Source organism: Segatella asaccharophila (assembly GCF_054687055.1).
Map to the genome: position 1 here is coordinate 1 of NZ_BAACAN010000026.1, position 18,013 is coordinate 18,013.

Below are 18,013 nucleotides of genomic sequence, written 5' to 3' on the forward strand. Positions count from 1 at the left end.
CTTCATCGGGGAAACGTTTTGAAAATTCTATCAGTTTCATCTTGACGAGGTTTTGATAATTGATGCAAAGATAAGGAATATCGAGAAAACCTCAAAATTATTAATCACCTAATTGAGGATAATCATTAAGAAAATCCTTAACGCATACGGCCAGATCCTGCTGTCTGTCTTTTTCGGCATCATCGTTTTTTGCTTTTGGTGCTTTGTTCAGCGTGGTGCCTTGAACTATCAGGAACAGCTGCAGATGTTCCTTTTCGATTCTGACTATTTCATACAACGCATTGCCGTCCCTGGTGGACTGGCCGATTATATTGCTGAGTTCTTGACCCAGTTCTATTATTATCCTGCGCTGGGCAGTCTGATCCTGGCAGTCTGTTTTGTAGCTTTTCAGAGGTTGGTCTGGGCAGTAGCTGTCCATAATGGTACTGATGACTTTTGGTATCCATTCAGTTTTATCCCGGCATTGCTCTTATGGTTTTATATGGGTGATGAGAGTGTATTATTGAGTTTAGTCATTGCCCTGATCGCAGCCTTGCTTTTCATGCTTTTTTATACGGAACAGTCGAACCGCCCCGACCAGCATTCCAGACTGCTCTTTAAGGTTGTTACCTTGTTGATCGGAGTGCCGGCATTCTATTGGTTGTTTGGTTCCTGTGTCTTTGTCGTGGTCCTCTATGTCTTGTTCTTTGAGTTGGCACACCGGCAGCAGATAGTGATAGGCTTATTGAGTATCCTTTATGCTGTCTTGATAGTTCTTCTGTGTGCACAGTTCTTGCATTATCCGTTATACCGGTTGTTCATTGGAATCAATTATTACCGTTTCCCGTCGGTTATACCTTATATGCAGTTGGTCCTGATGGTCTTATTTGCTATTTTCCCGATAGTCCTTTATCGTTTGCCTTGCGTCAGGAGATCAGGCCGGGTGGAAGGAGGCATTATGGTGGTCCTTGTCATAGGAGGATTTTTCTTGATCAGAGGTGGCTTTGATCCTGTGAAATACCGCTTGATGGAAACTGACTATCTGGTCAGGACACATCAGTGGGAGGAGATCATCAGCAGAGCTGAAAAGCATCAGCCGACCACTCCGATGGGTGTCTCTTGTGTGAATCTGGCCCTGGAAATGGAAGGATCCCTGCCGGACAGGATGTTCAACTTTTACCAGAATGGGGTAGAAGGACTGGTACCTGCATTCCAACGGGATTTTACCACTCCTCTTCCGACCAGTGAGATCTTCTATCAGATGGGAATGGTCAACAGTGCAGAGCGTTATGCTTTTGAAGCGCAGGAGGCTATCCCCAATTATCGGAAAAGTTCCCGTTGTTATCAGAGAATGGCGGAATGTGAGCTCATTAACGGACAATATCAGATAGCTGCAAAGTTTTTGGCAAGACTCAGGCAGACCCTTTTCTATAGAAAGTGGGCCGATGATGCGCTGACATGCCTTTACCATGATAGAAAAGTAGAGGCCAATCCGGAATGGCGGAAATTAAGGAGCTTTCGTTTTACAAAAGATTTCCTTTTCAGTGAATCACAGATGGACCAGATGTTTGGTCTTCTCTTTGCCCATAACTTGAAAAACAGGATGGCATACGAATATTTGATGGCTTGGCAGATGCTGGAAAGGAATCTTCAAGGATTTCAGAGATATTATCCTTTAGGACGTTTTGCCGGCTATACGGAAATCCCACGTTCTTATCAGGAAGTGCTGGTTTACCTTTGGACGCAGTCTCATACCAGTTTTAATGACATTCCTTATAGTGTTACCCCGGAAGTGTGCAATGACGTAACCGATTTTGCCCGGGCTTATGTTGCCAATCCCCATGATCCCGGTCTGGTAACCGGGAAAATGGGCGGTACTTACTGGAGTTATCTGCTTTGCAGGAAATAGATGTTCAATCCTTTAGAAATATACTGTTGATGAAAAAGATATTCTTAATATTGACCTCAGCTGTGTTCTTGTTGACAGCCTGTCATTCTTTTTCTGATCATCCGTCAAGGAAAAATCAGCTTCCTCCTATCTATCCTGATTATGCGGGGGTGACGATTCCTGTAGATATTGCCCCGTTGGATTTTAATTACTGTGGCGGTCGTTTTGAGTGTATGGATGTGGTGGTGAAAGGATCCAAAGGCGGAGAGCTTCATTCCAATGGAAGTGTCGCGGAGTTTGACGTCAAGGACTGGCATCACCTGACGGAAGAGAATAAGGGGGGAAAACTCCTATTTACGGTCTGTATAGAGAATAAGGGCAAATGGGTACAATACCGGAGCTTTGAGATGAAGGTCAGCCCGTATGCCTTGGATGAATATGGACTCACTTACCGTAAGATTGCTCCTGGATATGAGGTCTATAGTAAAATGGGAATCTATCAGCGGGACTTATCCAACTATGATGAATCTGCAATTCTGGAAAATACGGATGCTCCCGGAGCGTGTTTGAATTGTCATACTTCCAACCGGACCGATCCTCATGAATTTACGTTTCATATCAGGGGCTCTCATGGGGCTACTCTGATAGACATCAATGGACGGATGGAATGGTTGAAAGCCAAGAATGATTCCCTGCATGGCTCTCTTGTTTACCCTTACTGGCATCCGAGTGGAAAATATTGCGCTTATTCGACGAACAAGACCCATCAGAGTTTTCATGCCGTCCGTAATGAACGTATAGAAGTTTTTGACCAGGCTTCTGATGTCTTGGTCTACGAACCGGAAACACATCAGCTCCTCCTGGATTCTCTCTTGATGACTCCTGACCATTTTGAGACCTATCCGGCCTTTTCACCGGATGGGAAAACGCTTTATTTCTGTTCTTCACAAGCGGAACCAATACCGGAGGGGTATCAGAAAGTAAGGTATAACCTTTGTAAAATTTCTTTTAACCCTTCTGACGGAACTTTTGGCAATCGTGTGGATACGATTGTAAACGCACGGAAAATGGGCAAGAGCCTTACTTTCCCGCGTCCTTCATACGACGGGAAATATATTATGTTCACTTTAGCCAACTATGGCTGCTTTCCTATTTGGCATAAAGAGGCTGATCTGGGACTGTTGGACTTACGTACAGGGAAAGTGAGAATGCTGAAAGAAGTCAACTCGAATCAGACTGAGTCATTCCATAACTGGAATATCAACAGTCATTGGTTCGTCTTTTCCAGTCGTAGAGGAGACGGTTTGTATACGCGTCTTTATCTTGCCTGCATGGATTCACAAGGACATGTATCCAAACCTTTCCTGCTTCCTCAGAAGAATCCCGGGAAGTATTATGAGGAAAGTGTTTATTCTTATAATATCCCTGATTTTACAAAAACGAAAATCAATTTTGACTTCAGAAAGGCCGGAAGGGAGATTATGAGTGACCGCAGAGTGAATACGATCGTCCGGTAGGAATAGCAATTCCCTTGAAAAGGGTCCTTCTTTTGAACAGCTGGCCCCCATAAGATGACAGAATCATTTCTGATCATCTTGTGGGGGCTTGAAGGTACTTATGGCTTGATTCCTCGATGAATTGTGGCCGGAGAATTCTCTGGCGGAATTTCTTGATTCGTGAAGACCGTTGGCCTGTGGATCGCAGAGCACAGGGAAACGGGTATAATTTAGAGAAATAACGGGAACAGAAAGGGAAAGTGTTGGCATTGGCTATAAAAGTATCATATCCTTTCATACTTTTCCTTTAACTTTGCACTATCTAAAAACCACATAAATGAGGAAGTATTTACCGTCCATAAAACTCTATTGTCTCCTCCTTTTAGGAGCATTCCTGCTGCTTGCAGTTCCTGTAATGGCTCAGGTTCGAGGGAACAATATCGTGGTGGTGGTTACCCCTGATCATGAGGACTGGAACTACAAAGTCGGTGAGAAGGCAATTTTTGCCATTCATGTCCTGAGATCCGGAACTCCCTTGCATGGTGTACATGTTAATTATGAAGCGGGTCCGGTCTGCTATCCTGATGTCAGGAACACAGCGGTATTGAAGAATGGCGAGATGCAGTGGCCGGGAAGGATGAAGCACTCTGGGTTCTACCGTCTGAAGGTTACGGCTTCTGTCAATGGCAGGAAATATGAGGGACTTTGTACTGCCGCTTTTTCTCCGGAGAAGATAGTGCCTTTTACGCAGTGCCCGAAGGATTTTGACAGCTATTGGGCTGAAGCTTTGAAAAAGGCCAGGGAAAATGATCTCTGCCCTAGAGTCAGGTTGTTGCCTGATCGTTGCACAGACCTGGATCATGTCTATGAAGTGAGTTTTGTGAATGACCGTCCTGACTCCCGGATTTACGGTATCCTCTCGGTGCCAGTCCGTCCAGGGAAATATCCGGCGCTGCTGAGAGTGCCGGGTGCAGGATGCCGTCCTTATAGTGGGGACACCTATACAGCTGACGGTAAGTGCATCGTATTGGAGATAGGTATCCATGGTATTCCCGTCACCCTGCCTCAGGTCGTGTATGACCGCTTGCTGGGCGGAGCTTTACATAATTATTGGGACGTAAATATTTGTCATCCGGAGAAGAATTACTATCACCGTGTAGTCACAGGAGCTGTGAGAGCCGTTGATTATATTGCTTCCCTGCCGGAATGGGATGGAAAGACTCTTGGCGTGACGGGTGCGTCTCAAGGTGGCTTTCTCTCTCTGGCGGTAGCTGCATTGGATCCGAGGGTCACCTTTCTGGCGGTCGTTCATGATGCGATGTGTGACTATGAGGCTGAACTGCATGGGGTGGCAGGGGGGTGGCCTCATTATTTCTATCTCCGGAAAGATGTTGATGAGAAAGAGGTTGAGGGTGCCCGTTATTACGATGGCGTCAACTTCGCCCGAAGGGTCACTGTTCCTTGTTGGTTCTCTTTTGGATATAATGATGAGACCGTTCCTCCTACTTCTTCGTATGGAACTTATAATATCGTAAAAGCTCCTAAAAAGTTGAGCATATATCAGATGACCGGACATTACTGGTATCAGGAACAATGGGATGAGTGGCAGGACTTCCTGAAGGCGCAATTACACGTAAAGTGAATATTCAATTTTTAACCAATAGCTGATAGATGATGACATACAAGCATTTATGGATCATAGCGGTCTGCGGACTGTTCGCTTGTCGGAGCATGGCTGCCTCTCCGGCTGAAAAACTGATTAAACGTCTCCAGAAAATAGAGAAAAAGGGGGTCATGATCGGTCATCAGGATGATCCGATGTATGGCACTACCTGGAAATGGGAGTATGGAAGGAGTGACGTAAAGGAGACTTGTGGTGATTACCCTGCGCTGATGGGCTTTGAACTGGGACATCTGGAACTGGATTCTACGCGGAACCTGGATGGTGTACCTTTCGATCAGATCCGTCAACAGGCGTTGGCTCAATATAATAGAGGTGGCGTCGTTGAGATCAGCTGGCACTCTACTAATCCGGTGACAATGCAGAGCGCATGGGATCCGAGTGGGAGGGCTGTATCACAGATCCTCCCGGGGGGAAAGGATAATCCCCGGTTTATGAGTTGGCTCTCGAGGGTAGGGAAGTTCCTTCTCTCCATCAGGACGGCTGATGGAAAACTTGTACCGCTCATTTTCCGCCCGTGGCACGAGATGTCTGGAGGCTGGTTCTGGTGGGGAAAGAATTCCTGTACGCCTGATGAATACCAGCAACTCTATCGGTTGACCGTACGTACACTGCGTGGAATGGGACTGGATAACCTGGTGTTCTGCTACTCTCCGGGGGGAACTGACCATGAGACGGAAGAGAACTTTATGCAGTATTACCCCGGGGACCGGTATGTGGATATGATGGGCGCTGACCTTTATGGAAATGATTCGAAGGAGACTTATATCCGTCAGGTGCGGGAAGAATATACTGTCATCAGCCGGGTGGCTGCGGCTCATCACAAACTGATGTGCTTTGCCGAGACAGGCTCCCGTAATACTCCTGATCCTCAGTGGTTTACTACGGGACTGTGGAAAGCCATCCAGGGCTTCCGTCTCTCTTACGTCCTGCTCTGGCGGAATGCCTGGGATCAGCCGAAGGAAAACTTTGGACCTGCTCCTGATAAATCCTGTGCTGCTGACTTCCGGGTATTGTATAGCTATCCCACATCCTTGTTCTTGAATGATATGAAAACGATCAGATGACCGCTCTTGTGTCTGATGTCTGTTAAATGCGATATAAAAATTAAAAGATATGATATGTACATTTGATGAAAAGGTAAAAGCTCTGAAAATTCTTCATGAACAACTCCTGTGTCGGAAAAATCAACCTGTAAAGGGTGGAAATGGAATCTACGAAAAATATGAATATCCGGTTCTGACGGGTGAACATACTCCCTTGGAATGGAGGTATGATTTCAATGAAAAAGATAACCCTTATCTGGAACAGCGCATTATGATGAACGCGGCTTTCAATGCCGGTGCAATCAAATGGAATGGGAAATATGTCGTGATAGCCCGTGTGGAAGGAGCTGACCGGAAAAGTTTTTTTGCCGTGGCGGAGAGCCCTAATGGCGTGGATCATTTTCGGTTCTGGAAAGAGCCGGTGACCATGCCGGATGACAGTGTCCCCGCAACTAATGTTTATGATATGCGGTTGACTCGTCATGAAGATGGATGGATCTATGGGATATTCTGTGCGGAGCGCCATGACCCGGCGCACCCTGAGGATCTTTCTGCTGCGACGGCAACTGCTGCTATTGCGAGAACTCATGACCTGGTCCACTGGGATCGCTTGCCGGACTTGAAAAGCAAGAATCAGCAGCGGAATGTGGTCCTCCATCCTGAATTCGTTCAGGGTAAATATGCTTTCTATACCCGTCCGCAAGATGGATTCATAGATGCTGGATCGGGTGGCGGTATCGGCTGGGCGCTGGTGGATGATATAGAACATGCAGAGGTGAAAGATGAAAAGATCATCAACTTCCGTCATTATCACACGATCATGGAGGTCAAGAATGGGGAGGGACCTGCTCCTATCAAGACTCCCCGGGGATGGCTGCATCTGGCTCATGGCGTCCGGGGTACAGCCTCCGGACTGAGGTATGTGCTCTATATGTATATGACTGCCCTGGAGGATCCTACACGTGTCATCGCTCAGCCGGGTGGCTATTTTCTCGTCCCTCAGGGAGGGGAATATATCGGGGATGTCATGAACGTGGTCTTCTCTAATGGCTGGATCGCTGATGAGGACGGTAAGGTCTTTATCTATTATGCTTCCTGTGATACCCGGCTGCATGTTGCTACGTCAACGATCGACAAACTTGTTGATTATTGCATGAATACTCCTCAGGATGGTTTTTCTACCACACATAGTGTGGAAACTGTTAAAAGACTGATCGCCAAAAACCGTGAAAACGCGAAACACAATCTTAATCGATAATAATTAAGGCAGAGGGACGTTTCTTTAAAGAACGGCCCTTCGCCGGTTCTACCTGTAACTAACAATCTATTTATGTCAAAAGCAAAATTATCCGAGAAGATCGGCTATGGTTTCGGTGATATGTCTTCCAGTATGTTCTGGAAAATCTTCACTTACTATCTGCCCTTCTTTTATTCTAATATCTTTGGACTGACTCTTTCTGAAGGAGCCATGCTCCTTCTGGTTACCAAACTCTGGGATGCGGTCTTTGACCCGTGTATGGGGATCATCGCTGACCGTACAAGGACAAAATGGGGGAAATACCGTCCTTATTTGTTGTGGATGGCTATCCCGTTTGCCTTTATGGGGGTCTTGACATTCACCGTCCCTCATTTCGCCCATGGATGGAAACTATTCTATGCATACGCAACATATATCCTGATGATGACGGTTTACAGTGGAATCAATGTTCCCTATGCAGCTATGCTGGGCGTTATTTCGGATGACCAGCGGGAAAGGACCGTATTTTCCAGTTTCCGTATGTTCTTCGCTTTTGGTGGCAGCTTCCTGGCACTGGCGATCTTTGAACCTATCCGTAATTTCTTCGGAGGTATCAGTTCGCCGACAGCCTGGACTCTTTCCATGGTGGTCATCGGAATCATCTGTGCCATCCTCTTTTTCTGCTGTTTTTCCATGACCCGGGAGCATGTGGTTACCTCAGATGCGGTGAAGGTTGAGGATACCCCGGATGCTCAGGGCAAAGGGAAACCGGCAAAGGCTTCTGTCTGGCATGATATCAAGTCTCTGGTTTCTAATGTTCCTTGGTGGATCCTCCTTGTGGCTTCCATAGCAGCAGTATTCTTCAGTAGTATTCGTGGGGGGACGGCCGCTTATTATTTCCAGGACTATCTCGGGAATAAAGCTCAACTCGGACGGGGGATCACTTTGTCCTGTGGGGTCTTTCTGGCTATTGGTGAGGTGGCAAATATGTTTGGTGTAATCTTTGCCGTGCCTGTCTCAAACCGTATAGGCAAAAGTCATACTTACCTTTTTGCCATGCTGATCGCGGGAGTTCTCAGCATCCTCTTTTATTATCTGCCGGTTACGGTCGGCGGGGTCTGGGGAATGCTGATCCTGCAGGTGCTGATCAATGCCTGTTGTGGCATTACTTATCCATTGCTATGGAGCATGTTCGCAGATATTGGGGACTGGTCAGAATGGAAACATGGTAACTCTTCTACGGGGCTGATATTCTCGTCTTCGTCGATGGCGCAGAAAATCGGTGGTGCTGTAGGGAGTGCTTTGGTACTATGGCTGCTGAGTGCCTTTGGCTACAAGGCAGTCCAGGGGGCCATACAGTCTGCCGGAGCTGTCCATGGCCTTAATCTGATGATGAGTTGGTTCCCGGCCATCGCATGCCTGGTCGCTGTCGTTGCCGTCGCTTTCTACCCGCTGACTAATGATGAAATGAAGAAGATCAGTGCAGACCTGAAAATTCGTCGTGAGGCTCACAGGCATCCTCAGAATTAGGGAAGGGAAAGCTGGAATCTTATTTTCTAATGTCCGGCCGGTTGACCGGATGATATAAAAATCATTTGATGATGGAAAAGTTAAAAGAACAGGCACGGAATATCCTGGAAACTAATATCCTGCCTTACTGGATCAACAAAGTTACTGATCATGAAAACGGGGGATATTATGGCCGTATTGACGGCCATGACATCGTTCATCCTGAAGCGGATAAGGGCGCTATTCTCAATGCTCGTATCCTGTGGGCCTTCTCGGCTGCTTACCGGGTGTTGCATAAACCGGAATATCTCAAAGCTGCTACCAGGGCCAGGGATTATATCCTTCAGTATTTTATAGATGATCAGTATGGAGGCGTCTACTGGAGTTTGGATTTCAAGGGACAGCCTGAAGATACTAAAAAACAAACTTATGCTACTGGCTTTGCTATCTATGGATTGTCTGAATATGCCAGGGCTACTGGTGATGAGGAGGCTAAAGCTGCTGCCATCTCTCTCTATCATGATATTGAAAAACATGCTTTCGATCCGGTCAGCAAAGGGTATGTGGAGGCTTTGACACGCGATTGGAAACCGATTGAGGATATGAGACTGTCGGACAAGGATGAGAATGGTTCCCGTACGATGAATTCTCATTTGCATATTCTGGAACCTTATACTAATCTTTACAGGATATGGAAAGACCCTGCCTTGAAGAAGAGCATCCGTAATCTGCTGGATATTTTCTTGAATATCTTCATGAATCCGGAGGGACATATAGATCTGTTTTTTGATGATCATTGGGAAGGGAAAAGAAATATCCAGAGTTTTGGCCATGAAATAGAAGCAAGTTGGCTGATGCACGAATCAGCCCTGGTCCTGGGAGACCGGAATTTGCTTGAAGTGGTTGAACCTGCCATCCGCAGGATTGCCCGGGCCAGTGAGGAAGGACTCTGTAAGGATGGATCACTGATCTATGAGCATTGGACGGATACGGATCGTTATGACCGGCAGCGGCAATGGTGGGTAGAATGTGAGAATGTCATCGGACATATAAATCTTTATCAGCATTTCGGGGACCATAGGGCCTTGGAGGTGGCTGAGCGTTGCTTCCGTTATATCCAGGATCATCTTATCGATAATGATCATGGGGAATGGTACTGGGCAATTCTGGGAGATGGGACAGTGGACCGGGAGAATGATAAGGCTGGATTCTGGAAATGTCCTTATCATAATAGCAGAATGTGCCTGGAACTCATGGAACGTGCTTTCTGATCTCTCAGGTTGTTTTCTGAATAACTGGCTCCGGGGAGGAACTCTCCGGGGCTTTTAGACTTGTTTTCCTTTCGGTCGTATTCCTTTGGGACGGATCCCTCCGGTTCAAATAATATTGTTGTCTTCTTAAGGATAAGAAAGAATCATAGTCACTGATTCTCACGATAGCCAATGGTAAGCGAAATGGTGTATTACGGTCCCCCGAAATGGTGCATATTGCTCCTCCATGATTATACCCGCCCGGAATCAGGCGTCAAGGTCTGACTTTAAGGCCTTAAAATCATATACTGTAAAAACCAACCCTGTTATTTGAGTCCCTTTATTCTTGAAACCTAATAAGATGCTTAAAACACCAACTTTATAAAATGATCCATCATTCCTGATGCGCGGAATATGGCTCGGATTGTTTCTTCCGCTTGGTTCACTGGAAATAGATGACTTTATCGGGTCTGAAATAACCATGGTTCCAAATGTTTAGTTTCTTTAAAAAATCGTTTTATATTTTGTTTTTTTTAAAGATAAAGGACCAATATTACATAAATTTTAGTATCTTTGCAGACGTTTGGGCAGAAGGCCTCTGCTCTTCTATTTGCAATAATAATAACGTTATAATTTATGAACTTTATCTTGTTTATTACCGTTTTGCTGACGGCCGTGACCTTAGTGGTTGGCGCTTATGTGATCGCCAAACTGATAGGGCCTCGTTCATACAACCCGGTAAAAGGTGAACAGTTTGAGTGTGGTATTCCTACACGTGGCTCCTCTTGGCTGCCTATGCATGTGGGATATTATCTCTTTGCTCTGCTTTTCCTGTTGTTTGATGTGGAGACCGTCTTCCTGTATCCTTGGGCTGTGGTCGTTAAGGAGTATGGGTCACAAGCTCTTCTCAGCATCGGTTTCTTCCTGTTGGTATTAGTGTTTGGCCTGGCATACGCCTGGCGGAAAGGAGTGCTCGAATGGAAATAAGAAAGCCCAAAATCAAGTCTATTCCTTATGGCGAATTCAAGGATAATGATACGCTGCAGAAATTGACGGAAGAATTGAATCAGGGTGGTACAAATGTAGTGTTAGGAAATCTGAACTGGGCCATTAACTGGGGACGTTCCAATTCTCTTTGGTCATTGACTTTCGGTACCTCTTGTTGCGGAATTGAATTCATGGCTGTCGGCTGTGCCCGCTATGATTTCTCGCGCTTCGGCTTTGAGGTAACGCGTAATTCTCCCCGGCAGGCAGATATTATCATGTGCGCAGGGACGATCACAAACAAGATGGCTCCTGTATTCAAGCGCTTGTATGATGAAATGGCTGAACCGAAATATGTCGTGGCCGTCGGGGGCTGTACGATCAGTGGTGGGCCTTTCAAGAGCAGCTATTATGTGGTTCGTGGTATTGACGAACTGGTGCCTGTGGATGTCTATATCCCTGGCTGCCCTCCCCGTCCTGAAGCTATCCTTTACGGAATGATGCAATTGCAACGGAAGGTAAAGATTGAACGGTTCTTCGGCGGTGCTAATCATAAGATGAATGCTGCGGAACGCCGCGAATCGATGGAGGCTGGAGGACTGCACGGCCTGAGCAATGAAAATCTTGCTTTTGAAAAACTGCTTCATCAGGATGATCCGATCATTGTCAAGGACGGGGTCACCAAAGAGCAGGTCGATCAATTGGGCAAAGAACTGGACCAACTCTCTGAGCGGGAGAAGGAACAGACGGGAAAGGAAAATGTAACTCCTGCTCCTGTACAGCCGGATACAAAGCCGGTCGATTCTTCGAAAGAAACAAATAAAAACCAGGGTAATACTCCTGCTGCTTAAAAACTAAGGTACGCACGTTATGAAACTGAACAATATAACATTCCCTTTTGATGACTTTGCCAAAGAGATGGCAAAGTTGAAAAGCGAAAAACATTTCGACTACCTGGTCACGATTGTGGGTGAGGACTTCGGCGAAGAAGGTCTCGGCTGTATTTATATCTTGGAGAATACCCAGACACATGACCGGATGTCCGTCAAACAGATCGCCAGACAGATCGGCGAAGACTATGTGCTTCCTACAATCTGTTCCATCTGGCATGATGGTGAACTCCTCGAGCGTGAGGTCTATGATTTCCTGGGAATTATATTCCTGGGACATCCGGATATGCGCCGCCTGTACCTGAGAAATGATTTCAAGGGCTATCCGCTCCGTAAGGATTACGACATGAGCCCTGAACATAATCGTTTTCCGGAAACGGATGAACCGGAATCGGACTGGACGGTAGAGTATAACCTTGATAAATACGGTGACTTGACCAAGACGCCGCGACGGTTGATCCAATCGGATGAATTTACGGTGAATATCGGTCCTAACCATCCGTCTACTCATGGGGTGCTGCGCCTGCAGACTGTGCTGAACGGAGAACAGATCGTACATGTCTATCCGCATCTGGGCTATATCCACCGGGGTATTGAGAAAATATGTGAGGGATTTACCTATCCGCAGACATTGGCTTTGACAGACCGGCTTAACTATCTGTCGGCTATGATGAACCGACATGCTCTCGTGGGGGTCATCGAGGAAGCCATGGGCATAGAACTCAGTGATCGTATCCATTATATCCGTACAATCATGGATGAGCTGCAGCGCCTGGATAACCACTTGTTGTTCACGGGGTGCTGTGCACAGGACCTGAGTGCCTTGACGGCTTTCCTCTATGGTATGCGTGATCGTGAACATGTACTCAATGTGATGGAAGAGACAACCGGAGGACGGTTGATAGAAAACTATTACCGTATCGGAGGCTGTCAGGCAGATATTGATCCTCACTTTGTGGAAAACGTAAAGGCTCTTTGCAAGTATCTTCGCCCGATGATCCAGGAATATCTTGATGTCTTCGGTGACAATGTTATCACTCATGAACGTTTTGAGGGTATCGGGCCGATGGGACTTGAGGATTGTATCAACTACGCCGTTACCGGTCCTGCCGGAAGGGCAGCTGGCTGGAAGAACGATGTCCGTAAATACCATCCTTACGACCTGTATGATAAGGTGGAGTGGAAAGAGTGCACTCGTACGCACGGTGACTCGATGGACCGCTATTATGTCCATATTGATGAGATGTACCAGAGTCTGGATATTATCGAACAACTTATTGATAATATTCCTGAGGGTGATTTCTATATCAAGCAGAAACCGGTTATCCGGGTTCCTGAAGGACAATGGTATTATGCCGTAGAGGGCGCCAGCGGTGAGTTTGGCGTTTACCTGGACAGCAGGGGCGACAAGAGTCCGTACCGTTTGAAGATTCGTCCGATGGGATTGTCTCTCGTGGGGGCTATGGATAAAATGCTCCAGGGTCAGAAGATTGCAGACCTGATTGCTACCGGTGCTGCTTTAGATTACGTAATTCCTGATATTGATAGATAATTATGTTTGATTTTGGTATAGTAACAAGATGGTTTGACCAACTGCTTCGTCAGACTTGCGGTCTGGGGAACTTCTGGTCAATTTTCATCGAGTGTGTGGTCGTTCTTTTACTGATTATCATCCTGTATGCTTTATTGGCTATCGTGTTGATATTCATGGAACGTAAGGTTTGTGCCTATTTCCAGTGTCGTCTCGGCCCGATGCGTGTGGGCCCCTGGGGAGTCTTTCAGGTTTTTGCCGATGTGGTGAAAATGCTGATCAAGGAGATCTTCCCTGTTGATAAAAGTGATAAGTTATTGTATTATCTGGCACCTTTTCTGGTCATCACGGCCTCTATAGGTACATTCTCTTTCCTGCCTTGGAACAAAGGGGCTCAGGTCCTGGACTTTAATGTCGGAGTGTTCATGATTACTGCCTTGAGCAGCATCGGCATTATTGGTGTCTTCATGGCCGGCTGGGGAAGTAATAATAAATATTCTGTTGTCTCTGCCATGCGTGGCGCTGTTCAGATGATTTCCTACGAAATGTCGTTGGGACTCTGTCTGGTCGCTGCTGTAACCTTGACGGGTACCATGCAGGTTTCCGGTATCGTGGATTATCAGGCTCATGGATGGCTGATCTTCCGGGCTCCTCTGCCCGCAATCGTTGCCTTTCTCATCTTCCTGATTGCAGGAAATGCGGAAGCTAACCGTGGCCCGTTCGACCTGGTTGAGGCGGAGAGTGAGCTGACGGCCGGTTATCATACGGAATATTCGGGTATGGGATTCGGTTTCTACTATTTGTCAGAATACCTGAACCTGTTCGTGATCTCCGGAATAGCTGCTACGGTCTTCCTTGGTGGCTGGATGCCACTCCATATCGGCGTGGCTGGCTTTGATCATCTGATGGACTATATCCCGGGATTTATATGGATGCTGGGCAAGACTTTTGTCCTGGTCTTTTTCCTGATGTGGATCAGGTGGACTTTCCCTCGTCTGAGGATTGATAATATCCTGAAACTTGAATGGAAATACCTGATGCCTCTGTCTCTGCTCAATCTCGTGGTCATGACAGTTTGTGTGGTATTTAAACTCGGCTGGCATATTTAATCAACAATTGATAATCAACAAATCAATGAATAATCATTCATATTTCGGTGGTATTGGAAATGCGATCAAGACATTGCTCATTGGGATGAAGACGACCATGCGGGAATACTTCACTCCCAAAAGTACGGAGCAGTATCCTGAGAATCGTAAGACCACCCTTCATATCTCTCCGCGCTTCCGGGGCCGGCTGGTCTTCTTGCGCAATGAGGATGAAAGTTATAAGTGCGTGGCTTGTACCATGTGTGAGAAAGCTTGCCCGAACGGAACAATCAAGATTACCCATGAGATGGTTACGGATCCGGAAACAGGCAAGAAGAAGCGTCATCTCATCGACTATCAGTATGATCTGGGCGATTGCATGTTCTGTGAACTTTGTGTCAATGCCTGCAATTTTGGTGCAATCAAGTTTGTCAACGATTTTGAAAACAGTGTTTTTGACCGCAGCAAACTGGTATTGCATCTTGACAAGGAAGTTTATAAGGGCGGCAGTTTGCCAAATATCATTGACGGTGGTGCTCCTTATCAGATCGGTAAGTTTAATACGAAGACTAAATAGTAGTAAAAGATATGGCTAATATCGTTATATTTTGCATTCTGGCTGTGGTCATCCTGGGCTCAGCCATTCTATGCGTCACGACCAAGCGGATCATGCGGGCCGCAACTTTCCTGCTATTCGTCCTGTTTGGCGTGGCAGGTATTTATTTCCTGCTGGACTATACTTTCCTGGGGGTTGCCCAGATCGCAATCTATGCAGGAGGGATCATGATGATGTATATCTTCGCCATTCAGTTGGTCAGTAAGAATACGCTTCAGGGAATGGTGGAACGCTTCAAGGGCAGTCGTGTGGTCTTTGCTTCCGTCCTTTGCCTGATCGGACTGGCAACTGTTGCAGTTGTCCTCCTGAAGAACCATTTCATTGACCAGGCTGCCAGCATGGCTGACGTTGAGGTTCCGGTCAAGAAGGTCGGCACGGCTCTTGTGGGCTCCGGTAAATATCAATATGTCCTGCCGTTTGAGTTCATCTCGGTATTTTTGCTGGCTTGTATTGTCGGCGGCATTATGATTGCAAGGAAGGAGGATAAGAAATGATACCTGTACAATGTTTTTTCGTGCTGAGTGCACTTTTGTTCTTTATTGGCGTTTTTGGATTCGTGACCCGTCGCAATCTGATTGCCATGCTGATCTCTATTGAACTCGTCTTGAACTCTGTGGATATTAATTTTGCAGTTTTCAACCGCATTCTTTATCCGGGACAGATGGAAGGTTTCTTTTTCACGCTGTTTTCCATCGGTGTGAGTGCTGCCGAGACAGCTGTAGCCCTGGCTATTATCATCAACGTTTACCGTGTTTATCATAGTGATCAGGTGAACAGCATTGAAAACATGAAATTCTAAAAGATAATGGAATACAGTTATGCATATTTGATACTCCTTCTGCCTTTCCTGAGTTTCCTGCTCTTGGGACTCTTCGGCATGAAGATGAAGAAACCTGTTGCCGGCCTGATCGGTACGTTTGTCGTTGGCACGCTCTTTGCGCTGTCTCTCTATACGGCATACGAATATTTCTTTGTGATCGGGAGAGATGCTGCCACAGGTTTATACCCTACGGTCACTCCGTTCAATTTCACCTGGCTGGATTTCGGCAAGGCGCCGCTCTTCGGTACGCAGTTACTCTTTAAGATTGGTTTCCGCCTGACTCCAATCAGTGTGATGATGCTGGTGGTCATTACCACGGTCAGTTTCATGGTTCACATTTATTCTTTTGGATATATGTCCAACCTGGATGAGCATTATCACCGGGTAGGCTATCAGAAAGGGTTCCAGCGTTTTTACGCTTTCCTTTCTCTCTTTACGATGTCTATGCTCGGACTGGTGGTGGCAACAAACCTTTTCCAGATGTATCTGTTCTGGGAGTTGGTGGGTATCTGTTCTTACCTGCTCATCGGTTTCTACTATCCTAAACATGCGGCAGTGCATGCCTCAAAGAAGGCTTTCATCGTAACGCGTTTTGCCGACTTGTTCTTCTTGATAGGTATCCTCTTCTATAGTTTCTATGTCGGGACATTCAATTATGATTTAGGCGTCATGCCTGATCTGACCAGGCGTCTTGCCGGCGCATCATGGGTCATCCCGGCTGCCTTGTTCCTGATGTTCATCGGTGGTGCCGGTAAGAGTGCGATGTTCCCATTGCATATCTGGCTGCCGGATGCCATGGAAGGTCCTACGCCGGTCAGTGCTTTGATTCATGCGGCTACGATGGTTGTGGCTGGTGTCTATCAGGTCGCTTCTCTCTTCCCTATCTATATCAAGTTCGGGGCAATCACCCAACTTCACTGGATTGCGTGGATTGCGGCCTTCACGGCTTTTTATGCAGCTGTAGTGGCTTGCTGTCAGAGTGATATTAAACGTGGACTGGCGTTCTCGACGATCTCTCAGATCGGCTATATGCTGGTTGCGCTGGGCGTCTGCTTCTCTTTGGACAATGGCACTGGCGGCCTGGGTTATATGGCCAGTATGTTCCACCTGTTTACACATGCTATGTTCAAGGCTCTTTTGTTCCTTTGCTCCGGATCGATCATTGTCATTATCGGATCCAATTTCAAGGAATATATGGGGGGCTTGCATAAATATATGCCGATTACGAACATCTGCTTCCTTATCGGCTGTCTGGCTATCAGCGGCATTCCGCCGTTCTCTGGTTTCTTCTCCAAGGATGAGATCATTGATGCCTGTGGTCAGATTCCGGGGTGGCAAGGGGTGTTCTTCAAATGGTGGATGGTCATGGTTGCGGGACTGACCGCTTTCTATATGTTCCGTCTCTATTATGTTATTTTCTGGGGACAGTCCTATTATGAGCTGGATCCTGAGCATCGTCGTAAACCGGCTGAGGCTCCTATGATCATGGAGATTCCTCTGATCATTCTCTCAGCAATCTCTTGTGTTGCAGGGTTCATTCCTTTTGGTCATTTCATCTCAGCCAATGGACTGAGTTTTGATATTCCTTTGCAGCATGGTGATTTCCTGCCTGCTCTTCCTAGTTTGTGTGCCGGTTTGATCGGCATCGCAGCAGCAACGATCATGTATGCGCCGAAGAAGAATCCGATTCCGGTGATGCTGGAAAAGAAGTTCCCGCGGTTCCATCGGGCTGCTCTCAACCGCTTCTATATTGATAACGCATGGCAGTTCTTCTGCCATAAGATCGTGTTTGGTCTTTTCAGTATTCCTATTGCCTGGTTTGACCGCCACATCGTGGACGGCACATTCAACTTTGCCGGTTGGAGTACTCAGGCTGCGGGAGAGTCTATCCGCCCGTGGCAGAGCGGTGATGTCCGCTCTTATGCAAGCTGGTTCCTGACAGGTACGGTAGCATTAACGATTATATTGCTTTGCATTTTCTATTAAGACATTAAATTA

At 46.6% G+C, this 18,013-nt stretch carries 15 protein-coding genes; all 15 read left to right on the top strand.

All coding sequences use genetic code 11. From position 1 onward, the window contains the following. Nucleotides 1–112: 112 nt before the first annotated feature. Nucleotides 113–1,888 carry a DUF6057 family protein gene (locus ACYRYG_RS11535; protein ID WP_460198221.1) on the top strand — a complete coding sequence of 592 codons (1,776 nt, stop codon included), beginning with the start codon at nucleotides 113–115 and terminating at the stop codon, nucleotides 1,886–1,888. Between the two features lie 29 nt (nucleotides 1,889–1,917). Next, a complete protein-coding gene (locus ACYRYG_RS11540; protein WP_460198222.1) occupies nucleotides 1,918–3,384 on the top strand; it encodes a TolB family protein in 1,467 nt (488 codons plus the stop codon). A 316-nt stretch (nucleotides 3,385–3,700) separates the two neighbouring features. Then, nucleotides 3,701–5,005 carry an acetylxylan esterase gene (locus tag ACYRYG_RS11545; RefSeq protein WP_293429928.1) on the top strand — a complete coding sequence of 435 codons (1,305 nt, stop codon included), beginning with the start codon at nucleotides 3,701–3,703 and terminating at the stop codon, nucleotides 5,003–5,005. A gap of 29 nt (nucleotides 5,006–5,034) precedes the next feature. Beyond that, nucleotides 5,035–6,111: a glycoside hydrolase family 26 protein gene (locus ACYRYG_RS11550; RefSeq protein ID WP_293418490.1), complete on the top strand. Its 1,077-nt coding sequence runs from the start codon at nucleotides 5,035–5,037 to the stop codon at nucleotides 6,109–6,111. A 49-nt stretch (nucleotides 6,112–6,160) separates the two neighbouring features. Beyond that, nucleotides 6,161–7,348 (top strand): glycoside hydrolase family 130 protein, encoded by a 1,188-nt coding sequence (locus tag ACYRYG_RS11555; protein ID WP_460198223.1) that lies wholly within the window; start codon nucleotides 6,161–6,163, stop codon nucleotides 7,346–7,348. A gap of 72 nt (nucleotides 7,349–7,420) precedes the next feature. Then, a complete protein-coding gene (locus tag ACYRYG_RS11560; RefSeq protein WP_293418488.1) occupies nucleotides 7,421–8,857 on the top strand; it encodes an MFS transporter in 1,437 nt (478 codons plus the stop codon). A 71-nt stretch (nucleotides 8,858–8,928) separates the two neighbouring features. Then, nucleotides 8,929–10,107: an AGE family epimerase/isomerase gene (locus ACYRYG_RS11565; RefSeq protein WP_293418492.1), complete on the top strand. Its 1,179-nt coding sequence runs from the start codon at nucleotides 8,929–8,931 to the stop codon at nucleotides 10,105–10,107. Nucleotides 10,108–10,722: 615 nt separating this feature from the next. Then, the gene (locus tag ACYRYG_RS11570) at nucleotides 10,723–11,073 is read left to right on the top strand and encodes an NADH-quinone oxidoreductase subunit A (RefSeq protein WP_293418486.1); all 351 of its coding nucleotides are present in this window, start codon (nucleotides 10,723–10,725) and stop codon (nucleotides 11,071–11,073) included. Next, a complete protein-coding gene (locus ACYRYG_RS11575) occupies nucleotides 11,064–11,921 on the top strand; it encodes an NADH-quinone oxidoreductase subunit B (protein ID WP_460198224.1) in 858 nt (285 codons plus the stop codon). The genes ACYRYG_RS11570 and ACYRYG_RS11575 overlap by 10 nt, the downstream gene beginning before the upstream one ends. A 19-nt stretch (nucleotides 11,922–11,940) precedes the next feature. Next, nucleotides 11,941–13,512, top strand: a complete 1,572-nt coding sequence (locus ACYRYG_RS11580) for an NADH-quinone oxidoreductase subunit D-related protein (protein ID WP_293418482.1) — start codon at nucleotides 11,941–11,943, stop codon at nucleotides 13,510–13,512. Nucleotides 13,513–13,514: 2 nt separating this feature from the next. Beyond that, nucleotides 13,515–14,600 carry an NADH-quinone oxidoreductase subunit NuoH gene (gene nuoH, locus ACYRYG_RS11585; RefSeq protein ID WP_293418480.1) on the top strand — a complete coding sequence of 362 codons (1,086 nt, stop codon included), beginning with the start codon at nucleotides 13,515–13,517 and terminating at the stop codon, nucleotides 14,598–14,600. Between the two features lie 25 nt (nucleotides 14,601–14,625). Then, nucleotides 14,626–15,156: a NuoI/complex I 23 kDa subunit family protein gene (locus ACYRYG_RS11590; RefSeq protein WP_294077536.1), complete on the top strand. Its 531-nt coding sequence runs from the start codon at nucleotides 14,626–14,628 to the stop codon at nucleotides 15,154–15,156. Between the two features lie 11 nt (nucleotides 15,157–15,167). Beyond that, a complete protein-coding gene (locus ACYRYG_RS11595; RefSeq protein WP_293418476.1) occupies nucleotides 15,168–15,689 on the top strand; it encodes an NADH-quinone oxidoreductase subunit J family protein in 522 nt (173 codons plus the stop codon). Next, on the top strand, nucleotides 15,686–15,994 hold the full coding sequence (nuoK, locus tag ACYRYG_RS11600) for an NADH-quinone oxidoreductase subunit NuoK (protein ID WP_293418474.1): 309 nt from the start codon (nucleotides 15,686–15,688) through the stop codon (nucleotides 15,992–15,994). Before ACYRYG_RS11595 ends, nuoK begins: the two co-directional genes overlap by 4 nt. Before the next feature lie 6 nt (nucleotides 15,995–16,000). Then, nucleotides 16,001–18,001: an NADH-quinone oxidoreductase subunit L gene (gene nuoL / locus ACYRYG_RS11605; RefSeq protein WP_293418472.1), complete on the top strand. Its 2,001-nt coding sequence runs from the start codon at nucleotides 16,001–16,003 to the stop codon at nucleotides 17,999–18,001. The last annotated feature ends 12 nt before the right edge of the window (nucleotides 18,002–18,013 follow it).